The 22,970-nt window shown below is 29.8% G+C and carries 27 protein-coding genes and 1 pseudogene; all 28 read left to right on the forward strand.

Annotation, left to right across the window (positions count from 1 at the left end; genetic code table 11):
- Positions 1-508: 508 nt before the first annotated feature.
- The 28 genes and pseudogenes from I4N53_RS07920 to I4N53_RS08055 all read left to right on the forward strand — a co-directional run bounded on the left by I4N53_RS07920 (position 509) and on the right by I4N53_RS08055 (position 22,890).
- The gene (locus tag I4N53_RS07920) at positions 509-667 is read left to right on the forward strand and encodes a hypothetical protein (protein WP_004406008.1); all 159 of its coding nucleotides are present in this window, start codon (positions 509-511) and stop codon (positions 665-667) included.
- Positions 668-824: 157 nt separating this feature from the next.
- Positions 825-2,186: a radical SAM/SPASM domain-containing protein gene (locus I4N53_RS07925; RefSeq protein ID WP_214495996.1), complete on the forward strand. Its 1,362-nt coding sequence runs from the start codon at positions 825-827 to the stop codon at positions 2,184-2,186.
- Positions 2,167-3,450, forward strand: coding sequence for a radical SAM/SPASM domain-containing protein (locus tag I4N53_RS07930; protein WP_214495997.1), 1,284 nt, complete (start codon positions 2,167-2,169; stop codon positions 3,448-3,450). The genes I4N53_RS07925 and I4N53_RS07930 overlap by 20 nt, the downstream gene beginning before the upstream one ends.
- Positions 3,451-3,850: 400 nt before the next feature.
- Positions 3,851-4,882 carry an ATP-binding cassette domain-containing protein gene (locus I4N53_RS07935; RefSeq protein WP_004406012.1) on the forward strand — a complete coding sequence of 344 codons (1,032 nt, stop codon included), beginning with the start codon at positions 3,851-3,853 and terminating at the stop codon, positions 4,880-4,882.
- Complete coding sequence (locus tag I4N53_RS07940) at positions 4,845-5,651, forward strand: ABC-2 family transporter protein (protein WP_004406014.1); 807 nt, start codon at positions 4,845-4,847, stop codon at positions 5,649-5,651. The genes I4N53_RS07935 and I4N53_RS07940 overlap by 38 nt, the downstream gene beginning before the upstream one ends.
- A gap of 3 nt (positions 5,652-5,654) precedes the next feature.
- Entirely contained in the window at positions 5,655-6,452 is a 798-nt protein-coding gene (locus I4N53_RS07945) for an ABC transporter permease (RefSeq protein WP_012994520.1), read from the forward strand.
- 198 nt (positions 6,453-6,650) lie between these two features.
- On the forward strand, positions 6,651-7,334 hold the full coding sequence (locus tag I4N53_RS07950; RefSeq protein ID WP_214495998.1) for a LuxR family transcriptional regulator: 684 nt from the start codon (positions 6,651-6,653) through the stop codon (positions 7,332-7,334).
- 56 nt (positions 7,335-7,390) lie between these two features.
- Positions 7,391-7,741, forward strand: coding sequence for an SPASM domain-containing protein (locus tag I4N53_RS07955; protein WP_255549789.1), 351 nt, complete (start codon positions 7,391-7,393; stop codon positions 7,739-7,741).
- Positions 7,729-8,928, forward strand: a complete 1,200-nt coding sequence (locus I4N53_RS07960) for an MFS transporter (RefSeq protein ID WP_004402046.1) — start codon at positions 7,729-7,731, stop codon at positions 8,926-8,928. Before I4N53_RS07955 ends, I4N53_RS07960 begins: the two co-directional genes overlap by 13 nt.
- Positions 8,925-9,098, forward strand: a complete 174-nt coding sequence (locus I4N53_RS07965; RefSeq protein WP_154653787.1) for a hypothetical protein — start codon at positions 8,925-8,927, stop codon at positions 9,096-9,098. The genes I4N53_RS07960 and I4N53_RS07965 overlap by 4 nt, the downstream gene beginning before the upstream one ends.
- 160 nt (positions 9,099-9,258) lie before the next feature.
- Entirely contained in the window at positions 9,259-9,540 is a 282-nt protein-coding gene (locus I4N53_RS07970; RefSeq protein ID WP_214495999.1) for a helix-turn-helix transcriptional regulator, read from the forward strand.
- Between the two features lie 395 nt (positions 9,541-9,935).
- On the forward strand, positions 9,936-10,145 hold the full coding sequence (locus tag I4N53_RS07975; RefSeq protein ID WP_028992207.1) for a hypothetical protein: 210 nt from the start codon (positions 9,936-9,938) through the stop codon (positions 10,143-10,145).
- A gap of 241 nt (positions 10,146-10,386) precedes the next feature.
- The gene (locus tag I4N53_RS07980) at positions 10,387-10,971 is read left to right on the forward strand and encodes a DUF4879 domain-containing protein (RefSeq protein WP_049684522.1); all 585 of its coding nucleotides are present in this window, start codon (positions 10,387-10,389) and stop codon (positions 10,969-10,971) included.
- A gap of 35 nt (positions 10,972-11,006) precedes the next feature.
- Complete coding sequence (locus I4N53_RS07985) at positions 11,007-11,447, forward strand: hypothetical protein (protein WP_012994526.1); 441 nt, start codon at positions 11,007-11,009, stop codon at positions 11,445-11,447.
- 1,033 nt (positions 11,448-12,480) lie between these two features.
- Positions 12,481-12,606 (forward strand): hypothetical protein, encoded by a 126-nt coding sequence (locus tag I4N53_RS07990; RefSeq protein ID WP_255549790.1) that lies wholly within the window; start codon positions 12,481-12,483, stop codon positions 12,604-12,606.
- Between the two features lie 86 nt (positions 12,607-12,692).
- A complete protein-coding gene (locus I4N53_RS07995; RefSeq protein ID WP_074666723.1) occupies positions 12,693-13,406 on the forward strand; it encodes an ABC transporter ATP-binding protein in 714 nt (237 codons plus the stop codon).
- Positions 13,403-14,926: a putative ABC exporter domain-containing protein gene (locus tag I4N53_RS08000; protein ID WP_255549791.1), complete on the forward strand. Its 1,524-nt coding sequence runs from the start codon at positions 13,403-13,405 to the stop codon at positions 14,924-14,926. The genes I4N53_RS07995 and I4N53_RS08000 overlap by 4 nt, the downstream gene beginning before the upstream one ends.
- Before the next feature lie 80 nt (positions 14,927-15,006).
- Entirely contained in the window at positions 15,007-15,822 is an 816-nt protein-coding gene (locus tag I4N53_RS08005; protein WP_255549793.1) for a LuxR family transcriptional regulator, read from the forward strand.
- A gap of 178 nt (positions 15,823-16,000) precedes the next feature.
- The gene (locus tag I4N53_RS08010) at positions 16,001-16,450 is read left to right on the forward strand and encodes a hypothetical protein (protein ID WP_028992191.1); all 450 of its coding nucleotides are present in this window, start codon (positions 16,001-16,003) and stop codon (positions 16,448-16,450) included.
- A gap of 2 nt (positions 16,451-16,452) precedes the next feature.
- Positions 16,453-16,740: a hypothetical protein gene (locus I4N53_RS08015; protein WP_214496000.1), complete on the forward strand. Its 288-nt coding sequence runs from the start codon at positions 16,453-16,455 to the stop codon at positions 16,738-16,740.
- Positions 16,741-16,773: 33 nt separating this feature from the next.
- Positions 16,774-18,048: a radical SAM/SPASM domain-containing protein gene (locus I4N53_RS08020; protein WP_074666674.1), complete on the forward strand. Its 1,275-nt coding sequence runs from the start codon at positions 16,774-16,776 to the stop codon at positions 18,046-18,048.
- A gap of 7 nt (positions 18,049-18,055) precedes the next feature.
- Complete coding sequence (locus I4N53_RS08025) at positions 18,056-18,949, forward strand: ABC transporter ATP-binding protein (protein WP_214496001.1); 894 nt, start codon at positions 18,056-18,058, stop codon at positions 18,947-18,949.
- Positions 18,949-19,689 carry a hypothetical protein gene (locus I4N53_RS08030; RefSeq protein ID WP_074666670.1) on the forward strand — a complete coding sequence of 247 codons (741 nt, stop codon included), beginning with the start codon at positions 18,949-18,951 and terminating at the stop codon, positions 19,687-19,689. The genes I4N53_RS08025 and I4N53_RS08030 overlap by 1 nt, the downstream gene beginning before the upstream one ends.
- 18 nt (positions 19,690-19,707) lie before the next feature.
- Positions 19,708-20,595 carry an ABC transporter ATP-binding protein gene (locus tag I4N53_RS08035; protein ID WP_074666668.1) on the forward strand — a complete coding sequence of 296 codons (888 nt, stop codon included), beginning with the start codon at positions 19,708-19,710 and terminating at the stop codon, positions 20,593-20,595.
- Between the two features lie 5 nt (positions 20,596-20,600).
- The gene (locus I4N53_RS08040) at positions 20,601-21,380 is read left to right on the forward strand and encodes an ABC transporter permease (protein WP_255549795.1); all 780 of its coding nucleotides are present in this window, start codon (positions 20,601-20,603) and stop codon (positions 21,378-21,380) included.
- Positions 21,381-21,398: 18 nt separating this feature from the next.
- Positions 21,399-22,094, forward strand: a complete 696-nt coding sequence (locus I4N53_RS08045; RefSeq protein ID WP_028992185.1) for a CPBP family intramembrane glutamic endopeptidase — start codon at positions 21,399-21,401, stop codon at positions 22,092-22,094.
- 175 nt (positions 22,095-22,269) lie between these two features.
- Positions 22,270-22,703: pseudogene (locus I4N53_RS12425) on the forward strand (IS21 family transposase); the annotation flags it as partial.
- Between the two features lie 58 nt (positions 22,704-22,761).
- Positions 22,762-22,890: an ATP-binding protein gene (locus tag I4N53_RS08055; RefSeq protein WP_342897045.1), complete on the forward strand. Its 129-nt coding sequence runs from the start codon at positions 22,762-22,764 to the stop codon at positions 22,888-22,890.
- The last annotated feature ends 80 nt before the right edge of the window (positions 22,891-22,970 follow it).

The following is a 22,970-nucleotide window of genomic DNA, read 5'->3' on the forward strand; positions in this document are numbered from 1 at the left end:
TTAACAGTTCTTCGAATGCATCTTAGTACATTTTTTGTACAAAATTATATTCCATTTTTTGTGCAAAAATATATTGACTTTTACAATAGCAAAAAAGTACATCTTGGAAGTGGCTTAAATTAAGGCTTTCAAATTATGCACAAGTTTATAGTTATTGAGTATTGAATAGTGAAAACAAGAGGTTTAGCTTTTAGGGAAATATTAAAAAAGAATTATCGCTTGTTAAAAAGATTAGAAAACAATTTGCCAGTGTGGTTTAGATATTGTAAGTTGCAGTGTAATAGTTAAACTTACCTAACTGCGATACTAAAAGTACCATTTCTCTAGTAATTGTAAGGAGCTATATCTTTATTTCGAGAGGGTCTCTTTCAGGGACAGTTAAACTAACTGAGAGCGATAGCTTTTTCTAAAAAATTCAGGTTTTCTAATCTAATTCCTGTTATTTACGCCAGCAGGAAGGGTTTTCCTTTCTTGCGATAAACTTTTTAACAAGTAGGAGGTGAAAGGGATGAAAGTTAAAAGACAAGATGAAGGGGTTAAAACACGAATTAAGAAACAAGATTTAGATGTAAAAACGTGGTTAGATTTAACTGAGGAAGAATTAAAAATAATTTCTGACGTTTGTAATTGTATGTATGGGAGAAAAAATACAATCGGAGACGGTTAAACAAAAGTAGTTAAGTTACGTAGTAATTTTGATTCAAATGTTAGAAGAACTACATCACTCTTCTCTTACTAGTGAGTGATGTAGTTCTTAGATTTTTAGATTTATTAAGTATTTCGATAATAGGTCAAGAAATGATTATATGTGGAGGAGAATTATAATGTTTAAATCAAAGTATATTCATGAGTGTTTTATAAATAGTAAGCTTTTACTTTTTCATACTTTGACATTTAGTTATGAGATTCTAACTGGAGAAGATATTGTTTTGTGGGAAAAAAATAAATTTGATTTTATAAGCAATAAAAAACTAGGAAAGTTAATTTCTAAATTATTTATTGTGGAAGATAAAGGGAGCGATGAAGCTCTTTTAAATAAAGCAATAACTCTTTTAGGAAATAAAGGGAGGTTAAAACCACAATTTTTCATATATGTAACTACCGAATGCAACTTGAATTGTCCTTATTGTTACCAACGTGATTATAAAAGTAAAAATATTACAATTTCTAAAAAGCATGTCGATTCAGTAGTTACCACTATCGATTTACTAAGTAAAAAAGAAAATAAGCATTTAGTCATTTTTGGAGGGGAACCGTTACTACCTCAGAATAAGCAAATAATAGAATATATGTTTGATAGGTTTAAGACTATAGATGCAACTGTTGAAATAGTTACTAACGGGATATACTTAAAACAATATGACGATGTTTTAAGTTCAAATAAACAAATGATAAAAATATTAAGATTTACTTTAAACGGTCCTAAGAAAATTCATAATTTTATAAGAGATAACTCTAATTTTGATACTTTTAGCATAATTACAGATAATATAAGGTATGTCTTGAATAAGTACGATCATATTCAAGTGATAATAAATTTTTTACTTGATAAACTTAATTGTGACTCAATTTCAGATTTATTTAACGAATTAGAAATTAACGATATTTTAGGCAAACAAAATTGTAGGATAGAATTTGGTAGAATACAGTCAAGAAAACATCCAGAAAATAATTTTTATAAAAATGAATTACCTTACACAGAATATTATCCGGTTCTTTTAAGAACAAAACTAAAAGACAAAAGAATAACAGATGAAATGCTGATAGGAAGTGAAGTTAGTATTTTAGGTAAAATTTATAGACAATTTCTTAAAAAAGAAATAGCTATCCCAAATTTGAAGGGATGTAAAGCTATATATCCTGGGGTTTTTGCTTTTTATCCGGATGGCAAAATTTATCCCTGTGATGAAATTGCTGGAGATGTATCTTATGCTATTGGGCAATATTATCCTTACTTTATGTTTTATAAAGAAAAAGAGAACTGGAGTAGTTATTCGGTATTAGACAATGAAAAATGTTTAAAATGTAAATTTATTGGTATGTGTAATGGAGGTTGTTTGGTTTCAAATTTAGCAGTTAATGGAGATATAACCTCTCCGTATTGTCTAGATATAGAGAATTCTTTAAATAACTTTTTGGTTGAATTAGAACTGGAGGGCTTTTTCAATGGACAAGATTATTCTTAATCAGTATCAAAGTTATTATGATATCAATGAGAAAAAAGGAGCAGTTGTCGATTTTCTTGTTGGAAAAATAAATTACATAAGTAAGACTAGTGCCAATTTAGAAATTTACGAAGAGTTTTCACATTTATATGAGGAGAAAAGCAATATATTACAAAAAAAATTGCAGAGAATAATCAGCAATAGAATAAATTTCACAATAATACCAACATATCTGTGCAACATGAATTGCGAATATTGTTATGAAGGTGATTTGAAACGAATTAAAAAAATTATGGATATCGATTATGCTGAAGCAATAGTTAAATTATTGAAAGAAATTTTAAAAGATGAAAGAAATAAAGATATAGAATTTAATATATTAGGTGGAGAGCCTATAATGCAAAGAAATATGAAATTTTATGATTACTTATTTAAGAATATACAAAATCTTTCCGTCTCTTATAAATTGAATTTTATAACAAATGGTTTGGAAATAAAAAAATATATTAAAAATTTAAAGAAATACGGAATTACTACATGTCAAATAACATTGGATGGTAGTGTGGAAACACATAATAAGCGTAGGATACCAATTGATACTACTATCAATAGTTTTGAAAGAGTGTGTGAATCAATCGATTGTTTATTAGAAAATAACATCTATACTTATGTTAGAGTTAACATTGATGAACAAAATATAAATGATTTGCCTGAATTATCAGAGGTAGTAATTAGCAAAAAATGGAATAATTTTAAAAATTTCCACATTTACCTATATCCTATTTCCTTTAGTGGTCATAATCCCAATAAAATTTATCTGGAAGAGTGTGAGATACTTAATAAAGTCTTGTCAATTTTCAAAAGTATGCCTCAAAAAAATAGATTATTTGGACTGGATTTCCATGGCATATCATTTATTGATGCTCTAAGAGGTAATGAAACTCCTCCTTTGAAATTTGTTTTTTGCGATGCGTGTAGAAATCAATATGTTTTTGATGCATTAGGTTATATTTATAGTTGCTGGTGGGGAGCTGGTAGAGATGAATTTAAAATAGGCGAAAAATTCGGTAATGAATATGTATTAGATGACAATAGAATAAATAAATGGAGAAACAGAAATATTACTACTATTTCTAATTGTATAAAATGTAAATTTAAGTATATATGTGGGGGAGGATGTAGTTATAAAGCTATACTAAGGAAGGGAGACTTGTTTAAAGGTAATTGTTATTCTTTTGATAAAATTATTGAAAGTTATTTAAGATACTTAAACGATTATCAATAATATTTTCATATCATGCAAAAATTATAGATAAATTCCTAAGAAAATCTGCACATTAATCTATCTGGACAATCGTATACTAGGTTAGTTAAAATAAAAACTAATAGGGGCTAAAATGAAAGGTGGGAGTAAAAAAATATCCAGTAGAATTTAAACGCTTAAAGCAGTAGAAGAAGTTGGTAATACTACTTTGGTTATACAAAAATACGATTTAGACTCTAATACTGCTAATAGAGGAAAAGTGCTTAGCTGTTGGCATGCTTTAGCTAATTACTATGAAATAAAGATAGAGATATAAAAACAAAGAAAGGTAGAAGCCAATCTCTGGTTATTTCTTTTATTCCGGGTTATGCCTAATGGACATGAAATGATAATTATAATTTGAAAAAGTTGGAGGATACAAATGAGAGTTATTGAGGTTAAGAATTTAACAAAAGTTTATTGCGCTTATGAAGGGAAAAGTCTTGGAAGGATTTTTAAAAGACTATGGAGTAGGGAAGGTGTAAAAGAAGTTAAAGCATTAGATAATGTCAGCTTTTCTATTGATTTGGGTGAAAGTGTAGGGCTAATTGGAGTAAATGGGGCTGGAAAATCCACAACCATAAAAATTTTAACAGGGATTTTAGAGCCTACAGAGGGCGTGGTCAGAGTATTTGGCAATATTCCTTCAAAACATAGAATGAAAAACAATTATAGAATTGGGGCAGTATTTGGACAAAGAACCCAGTTAAGATGGGACCTGCCAGCTTATGAGTCTTACGGCTTGTTGAAAGAAATTTATAATGTAGATGATAAAGTTTTTAAAGAAAGGCTTGATTATTTTTCTGAAGTGCTTGATATAAAAAAAATTATGCATAGACCAGTAAGGACATTGAGTTTAGGTGAAAAGATGAGGGCTGAGTTATGCGCTGCTTTTCTACACGGGCCGGAGGTTGTGTTTTTAGATGAGCCTACCATAGGTTTAGATATTTTTAGCAAAGAGGCCTTACTTCATTTTTTAAAAGAAATCAAGGAAGAAAAGAAAGTTACAATTATTCTCACTACCCACGATTTATCTGACATTGAAGAGGTAAGTGATAGAATAATAATTTTGGATAGAGGTAAAATTCTCTTTGATGCTTCAAAAGATGAAGTTTTAAACACATTAGAAGTTGGAAGCCAAATCATCTTTACACTGAAAAACAAAGAAGCAGTAATACCACAAAGTGTAAAAAGTTTGCCTTTTAGTATATCTAAAAACTTTTTAAAGGTCGACAACGTTTCTAAAGATTTAGTGCCTCAAGTGCTTACAGATGTATTTAGTTACAATACTGTGTTAGGAGTAGAAATAAACTATCCTGATTTTAAAGATATTGTAAAACAAATTTATCTTCAAAATAAAGATAGGGGCAGGAAAAATGGAGACAATCTCTACAAAGGCAAGATTGGGTTTTAAATTGATAAAAATAGGTTTTGAAAGCCAATACATTTACAGATTAGGTACCTTTTTTAGTTTTTTATCTGGTCTGCTTTACTTAATTATGCAGTATTTTTTGTGGCAGGCTATATATCATTCCGGCGATATAAAACAGTATAGTTTTAATGATATTATTTTTTATATCTTTTTAGCCCAGATTATAAGTTACGTGTTTCCAACGGATGTAAGTAGTAAAATAGCTTTTCATGTTAGAACAGGAGACATCATTCATTTACTTTTAAAACCAGTTAAAATTGAAACACAGCTATTTTATGAATCTCTGGGCAAAAGTGCATATAGGTTATTAATAAATGGGGGATTCATCTTTATAGTTCTGTTGGTTCTTCTTCCTTATAAATTAGAACTGACAGTTTTAAGATTTTTTCAATTTGCACTTATACTTTTACTGTCATATGTTTTTGTGTTCTTTTTTGAACTGCTGATGGGGATTATAGCTTTTTATACCACCAGTACTTGGGGAATACAAAGCTTTAAATATGTCATAGTGGGAATATTTTCAGGAAGATTGATGCCAATATCTCTCTATCCTCCTGTTTTTAGAAAGATAGTTGATTGGCTTCCTTTTAGAATAATTTATTTTACACCCATAGAGTTTATTATGAATAAAGCCAATTATGATTTTTGTAATGTAGTAAAATATCAAACTGTATCAATTGCTTTATTGCTTTTATTGTATGTTCTTGTCTATAGAAATGCCTTAAAGAAAATAAAGGTACAAGGTGGTTAATATATGAAAAATATGCTTTTGAGGTACATAAAGCTTTATATTCACTTTACAAAGATAAATATAAGCTCTTTTATGGAATACGATGCTGATTTTCTTTTTGGAATTGTTGCCTTGATTTTAAAGAACTTGATAAACCTTTTAATAATCTTTTTTATATTTCACCTTATTGATAATATTAAAGGATGGGACTTCAATCAAATTTTATTTTTATACGGTTTTTCCAGTACAAGTTTTGCAATTTGGCACTGCTTTTTTATAAATACTATTTCACTGCCTTTCTATACGAGGACAGGTTTATTAGATAGTTTTTTATTAAAACCGGTTGATGTCATATTTCAGATAATGGCAGACTCTTTTGATGAAGATGGGATAGGAGATTTAATATTTGGCATAATTGTTCTTACAATTGCCATTGTTAGGCTGAAAATAGTGTCAATAAAATTAATCTTTTTGCCTGTATTACTTCTTTCAGGAAGCTTAATATATGCTTCCTTGGGACTAATATCTTCTTCAATTTCTTTTTTTACAATTGGCGAAACAGGTATATCCAATCTTGTAATGGATTTTTTTGAATTTTCAAAATATCCAATCACAATATACAACGATATCCTCAAAATTGTTTTTACAGTTTTGATTCCAATTGGTTTTACAGCTTTTTATCCCAGTTTGTTTTATATAGCAAATTATAAATATGGTTTGGTGCTAGTATTAATAACTCCTGTAGTTTCGATCCTCTTTTTCTTAATTTCATACAAAGTTTGGAACTTGGCTTTAAGGCATTATTCAAGTACTGGCAATTAAGCAGAAATTTTTCAATTTGACTTTGTTTACAGCCTAAGAGGAGGTTATTCTCCTCAATTTTTATTTTTAATTGTAAAATATTAGGCGAAAAATGCATTTTCGTTCCCCAAAATGACACTTTCGTTCCAAATTTCACAAATTTTGCTCTAAATATTGTATAATATTAAAAACGGTTCAATCTTTTTGGGGGTATAAAAAATGAATTTTTTATGTCCACAGGAGGAGCTACTTTCTTCATATAAGAGATGTAAAGAAATAGGTATTGACCCTTTAGAAACTACCCCACGAATAATGCTAAATCCAGAAGATTTAGAAATAAAAATACATAAAAACCGAGAGCTCATAGAAGCCTTTCATATGAGTGTAGAAGAGGATTGGGTAAAAGGAGAATATCTATTTTTACTTACTGACGTTGAAGGATACTTATTAGAAACAAAGTGTAGTATAAAAGAAGAAAGATGTATAAAAGATTCTGGGTTTCGCTTAGGGATATCCTTTGAAGAAGAAAGCTGTGGTACAAATGCGATTTCAATGGCAATGAGATTAAAGAGGGTAGTGTATGTAAGACCTCAGGAGCATTACTGTGACATATTCAAAAAATGGCACTGCATTGCTTCACCTATAATAGTAGAAGATGGGGAAATAATGGGTTATATTGATATATCAACTATTGATAAAAAGATTGCGGATGAAGTATCAATGGTAATAAAACTGCTAGCTGAGAAAATAGCAAGTGAATATGAAAAGATAGTAAAAGAAAAAGAGCTAAATGAGATAAAGATAAAATTAAATGACAACCAGATAAAAATACTGGCATTAGAGGCAAAGGGATACAGAGAATTAGACATAGCAGAAGCTCTTTACCAAATAAGGAGGAAATAAAGAAAGTTAACGAAAAAATTTGGAATATAGAAGGAAAATATAAAGGCATTAAAATAATGGGAGATGTACCCAAGTCTATTGAAGACCAAAAGGTTCCAGGTTGCAATATAAACGTCGGTTTTGAAATTCAACCTGATGGGAATGTACTTCCATGCCGGATTTTCGAGCAAAGAGTAGATGATAAAATAATTCTAGGCAACATAAAATCACAAGATATTTTTGAAATATGGAATAGTGAGAAAGCAAAAAGGATAAGAAGTTATTTCAAAAGATTAAGCAAAAAATTTCTGTGTACCAAATGTGAATTTGCTCGCTTCTGTTCTACGAATTATTGTATTGCTGAAAACTTCCTAACATTTGGTAAATTTATTCCTTCAGAGGAGGATTTAAATAAATGCAAAATTTAAAAAGGAATGAACGATTTTTCTTGACGGTAACATTGTTTTCAAGTTTTTTTACATCTTTAATGGCACCATTTTGGGTAATATATTTTAATAAAATTAATTTAGATTTTTCACAAATTTCACTCCTCATAATAATAAACCACATAGCGGTCATATTATTCGAAATACCTACGGGTGCTTTTGCTGATACATATAGCCGTAAATTTTCTGTCCTTTTATCTTTATTGATTGGCAGTTTAACTTCTATTGGGATATATTTCAACACCTCTTTTACAGTTTTATTATTTTTATATTTCTTATCAGGAGTTGGAGCAACTCTTAATTCTGGAGCCTTTGAATCTTGGTTTGCTGATTCGTTTCTTTTCGGTCAAAAAGAAATGGACCTGACAAAATACTGGGGACGTCTTACAAGTTTTAACTATTTAGGTAGTACGATAGGATTTTTAGGAGGCAGCGTTTTAGTACGTTATAATATCTTTAGAGAAATCTGGCTAATAGAAGGTATAGGGATTTTTTTGGTTTTTATTTACGTATTTTTAGCGGGCAAAGAAGCTAAATTACAGAAAAAAACGGACGAATACAGTTACAGAGAGTATTTTAATAAAATTGCTAAAGGAACTGTGTATCTATTTAAACACAGGATTTTGTTATCTATTACAGTCGGGTCTTTTTTCTTCTTTTTTTCGTCAGGAATCATGTCAATGTTGTGGCAGCCCTATTTCGAAAGGGCAGGCATACCTGTAGAATTGTTTGGTATTATTTTAGCATTAACGATGGTACTTAGTATTTTTGTGCCCCGTTATGCTGACAGGATAGCTGAAAGATTCGGAGGTGCAGCTCGCACACTAATGATTGTCAGTATTACATCTGCATTGTTTATATTTATGATGTATGCGATTCCCAAGTATTCATTTATACCTTATATTATTTATACAGCAGTATATTCTGCACACACTCCGATTTTTATGTCTTATTTTAATAAGTTAATACCTTCTTCAGAGCGTGCAACGATTATTTCAATATATAGTTTGTTTATTAGTGTTTCTACAATTCTATGTACTTACTCCTTTGGAATCTTAAGTGACAAAAAGGGTCTTTATGCTGCACTTTTCTTATCTTTAATTACAGCTTTAATTTCCAGTATACCTTTTAAAAGGGCAATAGGATTAGAAAAAGAGCTGTGCCTTTGAGTACTTTAGACAATAGAGGAAGAACTGGTGGAAGTCTTGAAAAAAGCAGGACTATTGGGTGGTTTAAATATCTGCCAGAGGGCTTTGAGGTAGTTTTTGACATGAGTAGTAGGTACGCTAGAAAAAATGGATTATTGGTACATATTAATAAAGCGGTACACCGGGTATAAACAGTTTTATGATTTTTACTGCTATAAATCCGTATTTTTAAACAAATGCAGCAAAAGTGTTGTATGAAGCACTTGAAAGAGTAAAGAAGATGAGCGAATTTATTATCATGGTTATGTTGATATATCAACTATTAATAAAAAAATCACAAATGAAGTATCAATGGTAATAAAACTGCTGGCTGAAAAAATAGCAATTGAATATGAAAAGACATTGAAAGAAAAAGAGCTAAATGAGATAAAGATAAAATTAAATGACAACCAGATAAAAATACTGGCATTAGAGGCAAAGGGATACAGAGAATTAGACATAGCAGAAGTTCTTGGGATAGGGGTTGTGACTGTGAAATATCACAAAAGAAAGATAGTAGAAAAACTTGGGGTAAAAAATATCAAAGAAGCAGTAGCAAAGGCGATTAAGTTAAACTTAATAGATATGGACTAAAATTTGTGACTATACTTTAGTATAGTTTTTTTGCTTATTTATGTAAACATTAACTGGAAATGTAATAAAACCTATACTAAAATATAGTAGACATGCCATTAGTTTCATTGTATAATGAAAATAAAAAATAAGTGCAGAAATGTTATTATTGTGCAAAGTTAATTAAAATAATCAGAATTAAAAAACAAAGTATGTATGATATAAAATATATAATAATCAAAACTGACAATTAAATACAAAGAAAATAGTCAGGGATAAGAAAAGACAAAAGAGTAGCTAAAAAATCATAAATATCCTCTGAAAGTCAAATATTAAAAAGTGGCCCAAACTAAATTTAGTGAAAATTATATATAGTAAATATGATTGTAACTTATATATTTTTTGCAGGATTCTTTTTGGAATTTAGAAATTATGCTGCTGTAAAAGACAGTTATTACATTGGCTTTTTATATTGGTTTCTGGCGGCTAACATAATAAGTGAGGTATCTGTATCGATATCCTTTGAAAAACAAGTAGGTACATTAGAACAGTTGCTTCTAAAACCAGTAATAAAACTGCATTACTTACCAGAGGACTATTTCTATGCCTACAGAAGTAAATGTTGAAAAAATGAATTTTAGAGTGGTGAATGTTATTTCTGTTGGAAAAAGATTATTCCCGAGAAATTCTTTATATGCCGATAACGGGCTGTAACAAGATTTTCGATTTTCATTGACAATTTTAGAACAATATAGTAAAATGGAATTAAATAGAGTTATTGGATGTTATTTAAAGTTAAATGTTTAGGCATAAAAAATTTAATAAAACTTAGGAGTATATGCATTAGATTATGAAAGGAGGGGAGAGATGATGAAAAAGATTGTGATAATAATGTCAATTATAGCGCTTTTTACTTTGGTATTATCGGTTCCTGTTCAGGCTAGAGAGTTAGAAAGGGGAAATGAGAAAAATTCACTTAATTCATCTTTGCTAATAAAATCTCCAATGAGGATTGATGAAAAAGTTTGTGAATATTTAAAAACAGTTAAGGAAAATTATGAAGAAGAAATTTTGGAATCGAAGACAGTTCAGCCTTTCGCGGCAGCTCCGCCATTAACATATTTACAGGTATATGCTGTAATTTCTTCTCAACATCCAACATATGAATATTTTTCGGAAAATCAACTTTCTTCCGTTGAAGATCATGGAGGAGATGAGATGTATATAGTAACAATTGAAATAGGATATGGACATCTGCGCTTTGCAAAAATGAATGGAAGTCTTTTGAATTCCGTTCAATCGCAACCAATTGATTTAGATAACGATTCAATTATAGATGGTTGGTTTTATTGGTGGGATGCTAGTGGCTATGATAGTGGTGATTTTACTTACCAGAATACTTCTTCAAACTATCCATGGAATACAATGTCCGATTTTATACATATAAAATAAAACGATTAAATAATTTATTTAGGGAAGTGATAGAAATGATGATAATGCCTTTATGTTATCAACAGCAGATTCGATATGACGGTGAAATTACTAAACATGATAAGAGACAAGAAATTTCTAATACATTTGTGATAAAAAATAATGATAAAGCAAATAATTCTTCAGATATTTGGAAGGAGTTATCGGGTAAATATAACATTAGAAATGCTTCTTTTAGTGATATTAAGAATATTTCTTATGAGCTGTATAAAGCAGGACAGATTTCCCTATTGGATTACGGAATTTTAACTTTTGACCCAAGTGAATCGCCTCAAAGAATAAAACCAAATATTTTCCTGACGCAGTTCGATAGTAATGGTAGAATGGATTGGATTGCTGAATATGAGGCAAGAGTAAATAGAGATTTAAAAATAGGAAATACAACTGGTTATTTAAATAATAAACGCATACTAAATATTTTAAAGCGGCTTTTATGAAAACTAACTTATTGTTAAGTAAAAGTAAAGCAGCAAAGTTTCTAATCCTTTGCTGCTTTTTTAGGCTGCTGCTAACCTTTTGGGTTAGTATTCTCCGAGCCGGCAAATGCAGCGTTAGCCTAGTAATAATGAGAGGATGGTAGAGAAAAGTAAAGATAAGAGAAATATAAGAAAGACATTAAATAGGTAGAATTTCATGTATTGAAAGGTTAGAATATGTAAAAAGTAACCAGAATTTGCAGCAAAGATTTTTGGAGTTAGGGTTGTGTTAATAGTAGGGGGACTAACCTGTGTTTTTTGAGGACGGTTTTTCTGCCTAGACTAATCCGGGCGGAGAAACCGTCCCTTTTATGCATGTCTAGGGAATAGATTATTCAAAAGTATAGTAGACTTTAACAGTAAAAACAAGTAAATTAAAGGGGAGGATATAGTGAAAATGCGAAAAAGAGTAGTTGAATATTTGTTTAAGTGGGATTGTATATTTCCAGTTATAACCTTTATTATAAATGTTTCGCACACAAATATTTACCTAAGAGTATACCTCTTCAGAGAGATGCTTTTGGGAATATAAATTATGCTGCATCTAAGTTGGAATTTATATTTTTTATGCCTATATTGCAGTTGTTTTCTTATATTGTAATGAGGTATCCTCAAGCAAAAGGTAAAAAGAAAATTTTTCATGGGACATATGATATTACGGTAGGGGCTATACTTTTATTTTTTAATATTTTTCTATTGTATGTTTTTATGCTAAAATAATGAGCTTTTTGATTATAAATAGTTAGAAGTATGAAGAGGCAAGCTGATAATGATTTGTTAAAAGCATGTAAAATTTTGATATGACTTGGAAATAAAAGAAGGATTTTGGGGGAATTTGTAGAATTTATAGTATTGTGTTAAAAATTTCTTGTCTAATAACTTTTACGATGGAGGTAAGTCTCTTGATATATTTTATTGTTGCGATATTTTATCATATGTTTATTGAAGCTTTTTGTTAATAATTCTTGCAGGCTGTTCACAGAATGCAGAACCTATGGAGATTGATAAGATTCCGTGGGGAGATTATCAGAGATTAACGTATGATATTTTTGAAAATGATAAGCCAATCGGCACAGTTGAATTTACAATTGAAAAATCTCAGAGTGCAGAAACTTATTAGGTATCGTCTATCACAAAGATTGACTCACCACAACTGAATACTGTTACCACAACAGTTAAAAATTTACACTAAAATGGAGGGTTACGATGAATAGCGTATTGTCTATTAAAAATTTAAAAAAGTATTACGGCAAAATAAAAGCGGTTGATGGCATTACTTTTGAACTTTATCCCGGTGAAGTCGTGGGTCTTATTGGTCCAAACGGGGCAGGTAAAAGTACTACTTTAAAGACTATAGTAGGACTTTTGAGAAAGACAGAGGGAGAGATAAAGGTATGCGGTTATGACTATAAAGACAAAGAGGCGCGAAAAAAGCTTTCCTACATACCTGAAATTCCTGACATATACCCAATGCTTACAGTTTGGGAGCATATGAAGTTTATTGCTCTTGCTTACAACCTTGACAATTGGGAAAAAGAGGCTTTGAGATATCTTGAAGCCTATGACCTTTTGGATAAAAAAGATGAATTAGGGGCAAATCTGTCAAAAGGCATGAGGCAAAAGGTGATGGTTATTTGCGGCCTTTTGCACAAACCTGAGGTAATGCTTTTTGATGAACCCTTTGTAGGGCTTGACCCTAAGGCGATTAGAGAGCTTAAAGATACCATACGCGAACTTAAAAAAGAAGGCAAATCTGTTCTTTTGAGTACACACATGCTAGATTCAGTTCAAAATCTTGGAGACAGAGTGCTTATTTTAAAAGCGGGAAAGCTCATCTATGAAGGTACTCTTGAAGAGGTTATGGAAAAAGCAGGACCTAATGGCACATTAGAAGACCTCTTTTTGGAGGTGACAAAATGACAGAAATAAAGGCTTTGCTTACATTGGACTTATTAAGATTTAAAAATTTTGTGAAGGATATAATCAAAAACCCCAAAAGAATATTTATATATCTTCTTCAATTTATCTGGTTTGTATTCATTTTAATACCCGTGATAACAAAGAGGGGAAAGACATTCAATGAAATAAGTACGATAAAATTTGAAGTTTTTAATGCAGTTTTGATAGCGGTCATGCTTTTGGGAGTTTTTGCTTCTTTATTTACCTCCTTAAGACAGCCGGGAATTATATTGAGCCCAGGAGATACAGCTTTTTTGTTGTCTTCCCCGATAAGAGAAAGAATGATATTTTTCTGGTACATGGTAAGGAGCATTTTTAAAAATTTATTTATTGCTGTTCTATTTATCATATATCTGCCTTTTTTAAGTGTTACAATGGAAATTTTCAAATATTCACAGAACTTAATTTGGGGATACCTCGGAGTATTTACTTTTTATCTTGCACTTAGTCCTTTAAGCTTTTTATTTTACTCCATTTCAATGAAGTTTAATGCAAAAGAGATAATAAAATACATTTTATGGAGTGTATTAGTCTTGGTTCTCGGTTCTGCAGTGTATTTTGCCTATAAAGAGCAAAACATTTATGGTTTTATTGAATATTTTGACTTAAAAGGATGGGATTATGTTCCTATTATAGGACCTTCAAAAGGACTTATACTTTCATATTTTACTGGTAATTCTCACAACGCAATAATACAGATAATTTTACAACTTGTAACAATAGTTTTGCTTGTATTTATAGGACTTTATTTTGCGACAGACTATTATGAGGAAGTTGTCACTTACAATGAAAAGATAAGAAAGATAAGAGAAAAGGCCGATAAAGGTGACTTGTCAGGTACGGAAGAAAATGTAAAAAAGAAAAAAAGAAAAGTAGAAGTGAAATTTTCACCAAAAGGTCCATGGGCTTTTATATGGCTTAAAATGGTAGAAAATAAAAGACAGATAGGCTCTATATATTTTAATTTTTATAACCTCTTTTTGCTTGTAATTTCAATTGCTTTTGGATATTTTCTTCCTAAAAATGATAGCACTATAATATTTGTTTTGGCTTTTATGTACGCTTATATGGCTTGGCTTTTGAGTATGGTCTCAACAATAGGGGCAGAATTAAATAGAATGTACATTTACATAATTCCGGGAGAAGGCATAGAAAAGCTTATTGCAGTAAACTTTGTACCTCTTTTAAAATCGTTTATAACAGCGATACTTCTTATAGTACCTGCTTCAATTTTTATAAAACCCGGCTTGCTTAATACTATTGCAGCTATACTGTTTATAATAAGTCTTTCGGTTTTACAGAATTTTTCCTACGCTTTTTTGCTTACTTTTATGCCATCAAAAGAAGACATTAAAATAGCAATACCTTTTTTTAGGTTGTTTGGATTATTATTTGTGCTTATACCTGTAGGATTAGTTTCCATTCCTTTGGGTATTGCGACAAAAAGTATGGGAATAGGCATTTTATCAGCTTCTATATAATGCTTTTAGAAGCGGGAATGTTTTTGCTCTTTGCAAATTATATATTTGAGAGGTTGGAGCTGAAGTGAGGGAAAATTTTGATGGGAGATATAAAGTCTAATGAAATACTTTTTTCTTATAAAAAGTGTCTGGAAATAGGACTTACAAAATCGATAGTTACTCCATTAATATCTTTAGAAGAAGATGAATTGAAAAAGAGATTACAAGAGAATAAAAAACTTATAGAAGTTTTTAGAAAATGTGTTAATAGGGTACGTACACAATTGAAGAAAAGATATATTTTTTTGCTGGTAGATAGTGAAGGATACCTTTTAGATGTTTTATACAACAAAAAAATATACAAGGATATTACTGACTTAGGCATTAGGAGAGGAACCTCTTTTAAGGAGGAAAGCTGTGGGACAAATGCCATTTCATTGGCTATGAAATTAAAGCAGCCAATTTACTTAAAACCGGAAGAGCATTATTGTGATATTTTCAAACAATGGTACTGTATAGCCACGCCTTTTCACATAGATAATCAGATAGTAGGCTATTTGGATATATCAATAATAGAACATAATATGGCAGATGAAATGATGGGATTTATAGATTTATTAGTATATAAAATTGCCAACGAATATAAAAGAGAAATGGATTTAGAATCACAGGAAGACCTTGAAAAATTGACAGATAAACAGATTGAAATAATAAAAAAGTGTGCAAAAAGATATAGTAGACATTGGAAAAAATGGATTGTAAAATTAAAAATGAAGGAAAAAGCACACGTACTTAAGACATTAAAAAACTTTTTTCGAATTAAAGTAGGGTTTGAATTTAAAGGTATGCCAAGGAGTAAATTTAAAGGAAAAGGAGGTGTAAAGATTAATGTTATTTGCATTTGCTGGAGGAAATAAAAAGGCTGGCTGCATAAGTGTAGGTGTAGTTTTTTGTGTAAACATAGGTTATAACTATAACAACTGGAGCATTTAATTGTTTAGGTGGTAGTCAGAAAATAAATATTAAATTACCTCATTGGCATGCTCCCCAAAAAGGGGAGCGTGCCTCCATAAATAAAAATGGAGGTTTTAGAAAATGCAAAGAAGTAATTATGCTATAGGAATAGTAGCTATACTAATTATAACACTTCTTTTAACAATAGGTGCATTAATGAAAAACTCTTTAACTCTTTTAGCTTTCATATTATTAACTATTGTTGGCCCTTTAGTGACAGTTGCTATAATATCATTTATTAATGGATTATTAAATCCGACAAGATTAATCAAGGTGGTAGGATTTAATATTATTATTGTTTTGGCAATAGAAATAATTGTGTTGATTTTTACTCCAGCTTTTTCTTCAAAAGAGTTTATTGACAGATTAAATTCAATGTCTCAGAATTCGGCAGTTCAGATACATATTAGTGAAACCGGTAATGTAATAACTGGACTGTTTGTATTTATAATAATTGCTGCTTTGTTTAGTTTTATTGGCAGCAAAATTGGTAATTTTATTAAAAAATCTTATGAAAAAAAAGGAGAGTAATGATGTCTTCTTCTGGTGGTGTAGAAGTTATTATTTTTTTACAGAACAGATGTATAAAATTTTTTGAAGAAAAAGGTGCTGATTCTTGCGAAAAAGCTTTAGCATTCAATGAAATTGAATACACACAAAATGCTGTTGTTAAACTTTTGCTAAAGCCTTTTGTTCCCTTTGTTATTAGAAAGTTATTAAAATATGGAGTTTTAAATAGGTGCCCAAACGGGAAATATTTCTTAGATAGAGAGGCTGCTTATAAATTTAAAAGAAGTTTTAAAAGATTTTTGCCATTTTGATTTGGCTAATGTTAGAATAGGAGGGAAATAAATGTGAGAGTTAAAGTAGTACCTTATCCAACTACGATTCTTTTTAATATTGAAGGGATAGATATTATTGGTAATTACAAAACTGGTTCTATGGTTGGACTTAGTGATAAAGGGTTTCATTTTATAAGAAAAGCATTAAATGGCGAGTCTATTCTCATGGAAGATCTTGATGCGGATGATATTGAGTTATTGAAGGCTTTGTTTAAATATGAAATAGTTCATGATGATTCAAATCATATAGAAGGCAAAAATGAAATAGATAGTGCGTATTTACATATTACTAACAAGTGTAATTTACATTGTATAGGCTGTTACTCAAGAGATAACGCGAGGAATAAAGAGGAAGACCTTTCACTAGAGATAATAAAGCATATAATTGAAGAATTAAAAAAGTATTCGTTAAAAAATTTAATTATTTCTGGTGGAGAGCCATTTTTAAGAAATGACTTAGATGAAATTGTTAAATATGCGAAAGAAGAAATAATGGTAGAAAAAGTTGTTATTATTACAAATGGTACTATTATAAAAGAAAGCGTATTATACAATATCAAACCATATGTTGATTATATCGCCGTTTCAATTGATGGTTTCAATGGAGAAAATGCTACTTATTTAAGAGATTCCGGTATTTTTAACAAGGTGATACAGACAATTAAACTCATAAAATCATCAGGAATATCAGTGAATATTTTGCCGACCTTGCATAAGAAAAATATTTATCATATTGAGGAATATATTAAACTGGCAAAAAGTCTCAATGTGTCTGTAAGTTTTAGTCTTTTAACGTGTAATTTTAATAATTTAAAAGAATGTAAAGATTTTGTTCCTTCTACGAGTGAATTAATATATCTTGGTAAATATTTGTCAGATAAAATTGGGAAGAATGATATTTCGGTGGAAAATATAAGCGTAGAAGTAAAGAGATCATGTGAGGCAGGGAAAAAATTAATCAGTATTGCTGCAAATGGAGATGTTTATCCTTGTCATATGTTGCATGTGGGAGAATTTTCTTTTGGTAACATTGTAAATACATACCTAGAAGAAGTATTAAATTCTTCTAATGCCAGAAGATTTAGAGATTTGCATGTTGATGATTTTAAAGAATGTAAAAATTGTAAGTATAGATATTTATGTGGTGGTGGATGTAGGGCAAATGCATTTTATTCTTTTTATACTCTTTTTGGGAAGGATAGTTATTGCAGCATGTATACAGAATATTATAAATATGTGGTGAATATGCTTAAAAGTTTAAAGAGGAAAAAGAATAAAATAGTATAGAGGGGAAATGGCAGTGACAGGTAATATAATTTCAGTTAAAAATTTGTGTAAGGGTTTTGCTAAGAATGTAATAATTTTTGAAAATTTGAGCATAGAAATGCCAAAGAATAAAATAATAGGGTTGATTGGACCAAATGGTTCCGGAAAAACGACCTTTATAAAATTGCTCTCAGGGATGATTCTTCCAGATAGTGGTGAAATACTAGTAGACGGATTGAATGTTCAAAAAGAATTCTTGGCAGTAAAAAGAATAATAGGTATTATGCCTGATACAAATAGAAATCTGTATTGGAATTTATCTGGTTATAAAAACATAGAGTATTTTGCTATCCTAAAAGGTCTTTATAATAAAAGAGAAAGGAATAAAATTATAGAAGAACTTATATCAGAGTTGAATATGGAAAGTTTTGTATATAAGAAAGTGGAATCATATTCAAAAGGTATGAAACAAAGATTGATGTTTTTAATAGCGTTATTGGGTAGCCCTAAGTTACTTTTATTAGATGAGCCATTAAATGGATTAGATTTTGAAAATAGTTTGCTTATAAAAGATATTATTTTAAAATTTGTTAAAAAAGGGTTAAGTGTTATAATTTCAAGTCATGATAAATATTTTTTAGAGGAAATTTGTGATATTAAATATATAATTAAAGATAAAAAACTTGTAATCGCGTCTCCTACTAATTTTGTTAGTAAGGAATTAAGAGTATATTTTAAAATACTAGACTATGCCATAGGAGAATCATTAAAAAAATACTCCTATGAGGTTATTGATAATAAAAAAGGTATTTACTCAATACAATTTAAAATGAATGATTATGATTTCTTGTATCTGGCTGCGGAAGCTGTGAAGAATAAAAAAGTAGAAATCTTATCTATAGTTCCTAAGGAGGATAAATAGTGTCATACATAAATAAAATGAGTGTTCTTTTTATTGCTGAAATAACAAAATTAATAAATTTATTAAAAAATTATCCATTAGATGTTATAGGAAATACTGTTTCATTTATAATAGCAATTACAGCAATTATTTTTGGGGTTTATAAATTTAGTAATGTTGATAATGTTGAAAATTTAATTATATATCCCTTATTATTGGCCTTAATAGGAACACCAAGTAGCTCATTGAGAGAGGATATAGAAATTGGAACTTTTGAGCAGGTGTTTAATAGTAATTATACCATTGCTGAAATTTTAATTTGCAGATCGTTAATAAGCTTTATAACTTCTTTTTTCCCAATGACTATTATTTTAATTTTGGTGAGGATTTTTATAAATACTAATACTTTTTTATCACCTTTCACTATCTTACTTACCTTACTTAATGGAATAAGTATAGGGATGATACTTGTTGGGTTAACAATGATATATAGAAAGGTAGGATCTTTGTTGAATTTAGTATATTTATTAAGTTTGATTGAATTTGTTATTCCATCTAAATATATTTCTTCGGGTAGGTGTATTTTTGAAGCCCTTATTCCGTTTAGCAGTGTGATACTAATGGGTATGAGTACAAATATTACATTTACAACTCTTTTCATTGCTATCTTTAACACTTTATTTTGGAGTTTTTTAGGGTACATTTTATATAAAAGTATGTATAATTACGCAAGAAAAAGTGGTAAATTGGGTAGATATTGATTTGGGAGGCAAAACAGGATGGAGGTACTCAGTGTAGAAAATTTAACAAAAAAGTATGGTAAAAAAGTTGTACTGTGTAATGTTAGTATAAAAGTTTCAAAAGGTGAAATTGTAGGATTAGTAGGACCAAACGGTGCAGGAAAGACAACATTTATTAAATGCATCACTGGATTATTAAGGCCTGAAGAAGGTAGTATAAAACTGTTTGGCTATGATCTATTTCAAAATTATGGTAGAGTGATAAAGGATATTGGTCTACTTTTAGAACCTGCCTTTTACGATTATTTGACTGCCTTAGAAAATTTAAAAATTTTAATGATAGCAAGTAATAACTATAATCTCAAGAAAATTCAAGAGGTAATGGAATTTGTGGGTTTGTGGGAAGTAAGAAATAAATATGTAACTACGTTTTCCTTTGGAATGAAACAAAGATTGGGCTTGGCACAAGCATTAATGAGTGACCCTCAATTTTTAATTCTCGATGAGCCAACGATAGGACTTGATCCAATTGGTGTTAATGAACTTAAAGAAAAACTTGTTTATTTAAGTAAAAATAAGGGAGTAAGTATTTTGTTTTCAAGCCATCAATTGCTAGATGTAGAGGAAATATGTGATAAAGTAATTTTGCTAAGAGAAGGAGTTGTATTGTATGATGGTGTTCCTAAAGAAGCTGTAAAACAAAAAGAATACTATATAATTTTATCTAATAAAAAGTTTGATAAAAATACTTTTGAGCATGAAATTATGAATAATTATCTTGATCTAAGAGACAATGTTTTAATTGTAAGAAAACAGGAAATTTTAAATAACATATTAAAAAAACTTTATGATCAAAATATTGATATTTTAGACATTGATATCAAAAAAGCAGGTTTATTAGAATTATTTTACATAGAGGGGCAGTGAAAGCAATGGAGAGATTTTATTATATAGAATTATATAAATTATTTAAGAGAAAAGATGTTTTTTGGTCATTATTGATATCCATTTTTGTTCCTCTGCTTTTTGGATTACTTGCAAAAACAGAAAGTGATATATTAACGATAAGTGGAGAAAAATTTTCTGCTTTCCAATACGCTATTATGATGTTTGGATTCTTAAAATCTTTGTTTTTATTTTATTTTATGTTTATTATTTTTACATCTTCAACATTTGCAGGTGAATTAGAGAAGGGTAACTTAAGTTTGCTGCTTGTCAGATCAGAAAACAGGGTAAAAATAATGTTGTCAAAGGTGCTTGCTCTCCTCACTGTTCTGATGGTTTTTATCTTTTTCGTTATTCTTTCTGGTATAATCAGTTATTATATTTTCCTTTACAATACAAAATTTGCAACTAATGAGTTTTTGGGTAGACAATATTTAACATTTTTATATATGCCTCTTCTTTCAATATTTGAAATTATTTTGATAATTGCAGTTACTATGTTGCTGTCGTTATTTTTTGGTATTTATAAAACCAATCTTCTGTCCCTAGGTTTAATAATTTTAATGAAAGTTCTAGAAAAAGTAGATAAGATAAAAGTATTTATTCCAACTTACTTGGCTGATATAAATGCATGGGGGAATATATATAAAACAGAATACCAACTTTTAATAAAAGTTATGCAAAATATTGGATTTCTTAGTATATATATCGTAATAGTTTTGATTGTAACATTATATTATTTTTCAAGAATGGAGATAAAGAACTAAAAAGGTAGGTTATATACAATGATTAAAGGAAAAATAAAGAAAACTTTAGTAAACCCTCAAATATTGCCTAATGAGTTTTGGGATTTATTAATTGTACAAAGCGTAAAAATATCTGGTCTAATAGCAATTCCTATTACTCTTCTTATTGCATTTTTATTTATAACTTCTATATTTTTAAATAGACCAATTATATTGGACATAAATAAAGTTACTTCTCTAAAGGATGTAATAAGTTTTTTCTCCATTCCAGTAATATTTTTCTTAGGGGTACTACCAGTTTTATATGAGAAAGTGTATGAAAAGGAGTCACTTTATAACATTGGTTTGGTATATGGAAGAAATAGAATTTATATTTTCTGGATGTTAGTTTCGTTTGCAATTTTACTTGCTTCAATATTAAGTATTTACCGCATTGAACAAACTCTTTTTTTTATTTTGGTTTTACATAACTTTGCTGTAGGACTATCAGAAGAAATTCTTGTAAGGGGTGTGATATTAACAGAACTCAAGAAAATTTTTAATGTTTATTCTTCTATAGTCATCGATGCTTTAATTTTTGCATTTGTATTTCATGCTAATGAAGATATAAAAATTAATTTATTTATTCGTTTTCCGCTTGGATTAATCTTGGCATTAATAGCAACACGAGCGAAAAGTATTCATCCTTGTGTTTTGCTTCATTGGGCTTATAATGCGGCAGTTGCGCTAATATAAGGTTAAAGATGTTTATTGTAAAATAAAAATGGACAAAGTTGCAAAGAAAAATCCCCACTTTTGCAACTCAAAAATCCCCAGATTTGCAAAGGGTCATTGCAGGCACCCATAAAAACCATTATCCTTGTAGTTAGGGAAACTCTTAACTGCAAGGGAGGAATGGAGGATGCTCACAATGACCCAAATAGATGATATCAGAAATGCGTTCTTTTTTAAAGGGTTAAATATCAGTGAAATAGCAAGGAAATTTAAAGTTGACCGGAAAACGGTGCGCAAATATGTTTACCATGAAGACTGGAATGCTTCAACTGACACCAAAGCGAAAAAGGTATTTCCAAAACTTGAGCCTTTCAAAGAAGATATAGATCAATGGCTTGAGGAAGACAAAAAAGCCCGAGGAAAACAAAGGCATACTGCTACCAGGAGAGGCTCAAGTAGATTTTGGTGAAGTTGATTTTTATGAAAATGGAACATTGTATCATGGATTTTATTTGAATCTATCATTCCCCCTACAGCAATGTAGGTTATACACAGCTTTTCAAGGGAGAAAATCAGGAATGTTTATTTGAAGGACTTAAGAACATATTTGAACATATCGGTGGGGTACCGCTGCTTATGGGAAATTCAGTCTAAATAGTGGCAAACATATTTACTCTACTGCTCCTGGGTGAATATATTCTATGATGAGCAGATGACCGCAGCGATAATAGACCGTTTAATACATCACTGTTATTTGTTAATCTTTGATGGACAAAGCTATCGGATGAAACAATCATTGATGAAGCAGTTAAGTTAACAAAAAAATTCCCCACGGGTGCCTGAGGAAAAATCTTTGCAAAAATGGTCTTTATTCTAAGTTTGTCTTAAACAACAAGA

This window comes from Thermoanaerobacter sp. CM-CNRG TB177, assembly GCF_018588165.1.
Classification (GTDB): domain Bacteria; phylum Bacillota; class Thermoanaerobacteria; order Thermoanaerobacterales; family Thermoanaerobacteraceae; genus Thermoanaerobacter; species Thermoanaerobacter thermocopriae.

Coding starts and splice junctions, on each gene's coding strand:
- I4N53_RS07920 (WP_004406008.1), top strand. CDS start 509: ATGAAAGTTAAAAGACAAGATGAAGGGGTTAAAACACGAATTAAGAAA.
- I4N53_RS07925 (WP_214495996.1), top strand. CDS start 825: ATGTTTAAATCAAAGTATATTCATGAGTGTTTTATAAATAGTAAGCTT.
- I4N53_RS07930 (WP_214495997.1), top strand. CDS start 2,167: ATGGACAAGATTATTCTTAATCAGTATCAAAGTTATTATGATATCAAT.
- I4N53_RS07935 (WP_004406012.1), top strand. CDS start 3,851: ATGAGAGTTATTGAGGTTAAGAATTTAACAAAAGTTTATTGCGCTTAT.
- I4N53_RS07940 (WP_004406014.1), top strand. CDS start 4,845: ATGGAGACAATCTCTACAAAGGCAAGATTGGGTTTTAAATTGATAAAA.
- I4N53_RS07945 (WP_012994520.1), top strand. CDS start 5,655: ATGAAAAATATGCTTTTGAGGTACATAAAGCTTTATATTCACTTTACA.
- I4N53_RS07950 (WP_214495998.1), top strand. CDS start 6,651: ATGAATTTTTTATGTCCACAGGAGGAGCTACTTTCTTCATATAAGAGA.
- I4N53_RS07955 (WP_255549789.1), top strand. CDS start 7,391: ATGGGAGATGTACCCAAGTCTATTGAAGACCAAAAGGTTCCAGGTTGC.
- I4N53_RS07960 (WP_004402046.1), top strand. CDS start 7,729: ATGCAAAATTTAAAAAGGAATGAACGATTTTTCTTGACGGTAACATTG.
- I4N53_RS07970 (WP_214495999.1), top strand. CDS start 9,259: ATGGTAATAAAACTGCTGGCTGAAAAAATAGCAATTGAATATGAAAAG.
- I4N53_RS07980 (WP_049684522.1), top strand. CDS start 10,387: ATGATGAAAAAGATTGTGATAATAATGTCAATTATAGCGCTTTTTACT.
- I4N53_RS07985 (WP_012994526.1), top strand. CDS start 11,007: ATGATGATAATGCCTTTATGTTATCAACAGCAGATTCGATATGACGGT.
- I4N53_RS07990 (WP_255549790.1), top strand. CDS start 12,481: ATGGAGATTGATAAGATTCCGTGGGGAGATTATCAGAGATTAACGTAT.
- I4N53_RS07995 (WP_074666723.1), top strand. CDS start 12,693: ATGAATAGCGTATTGTCTATTAAAAATTTAAAAAAGTATTACGGCAAA.
- I4N53_RS08000 (WP_255549791.1), top strand. CDS start 13,403: ATGACAGAAATAAAGGCTTTGCTTACATTGGACTTATTAAGATTTAAA.
- I4N53_RS08005 (WP_255549793.1), top strand. CDS start 15,007: ATGGGAGATATAAAGTCTAATGAAATACTTTTTTCTTATAAAAAGTGT.
- I4N53_RS08010 (WP_028992191.1), top strand. CDS start 16,001: ATGCAAAGAAGTAATTATGCTATAGGAATAGTAGCTATACTAATTATA.
- I4N53_RS08015 (WP_214496000.1), top strand. CDS start 16,453: ATGTCTTCTTCTGGTGGTGTAGAAGTTATTATTTTTTTACAGAACAGA.
- I4N53_RS08025 (WP_214496001.1), top strand. CDS start 18,056: ATGGCAGTGACAGGTAATATAATTTCAGTTAAAAATTTGTGTAAGGGT.
- I4N53_RS08035 (WP_074666668.1), top strand. CDS start 19,708: ATGGAGGTACTCAGTGTAGAAAATTTAACAAAAAAGTATGGTAAAAAA.
- I4N53_RS08040 (WP_255549795.1), top strand. CDS start 20,601: ATGGAGAGATTTTATTATATAGAATTATATAAATTATTTAAGAGAAAA.
- I4N53_RS08045 (WP_028992185.1), top strand. CDS start 21,399: ATGATTAAAGGAAAAATAAAGAAAACTTTAGTAAACCCTCAAATATTG.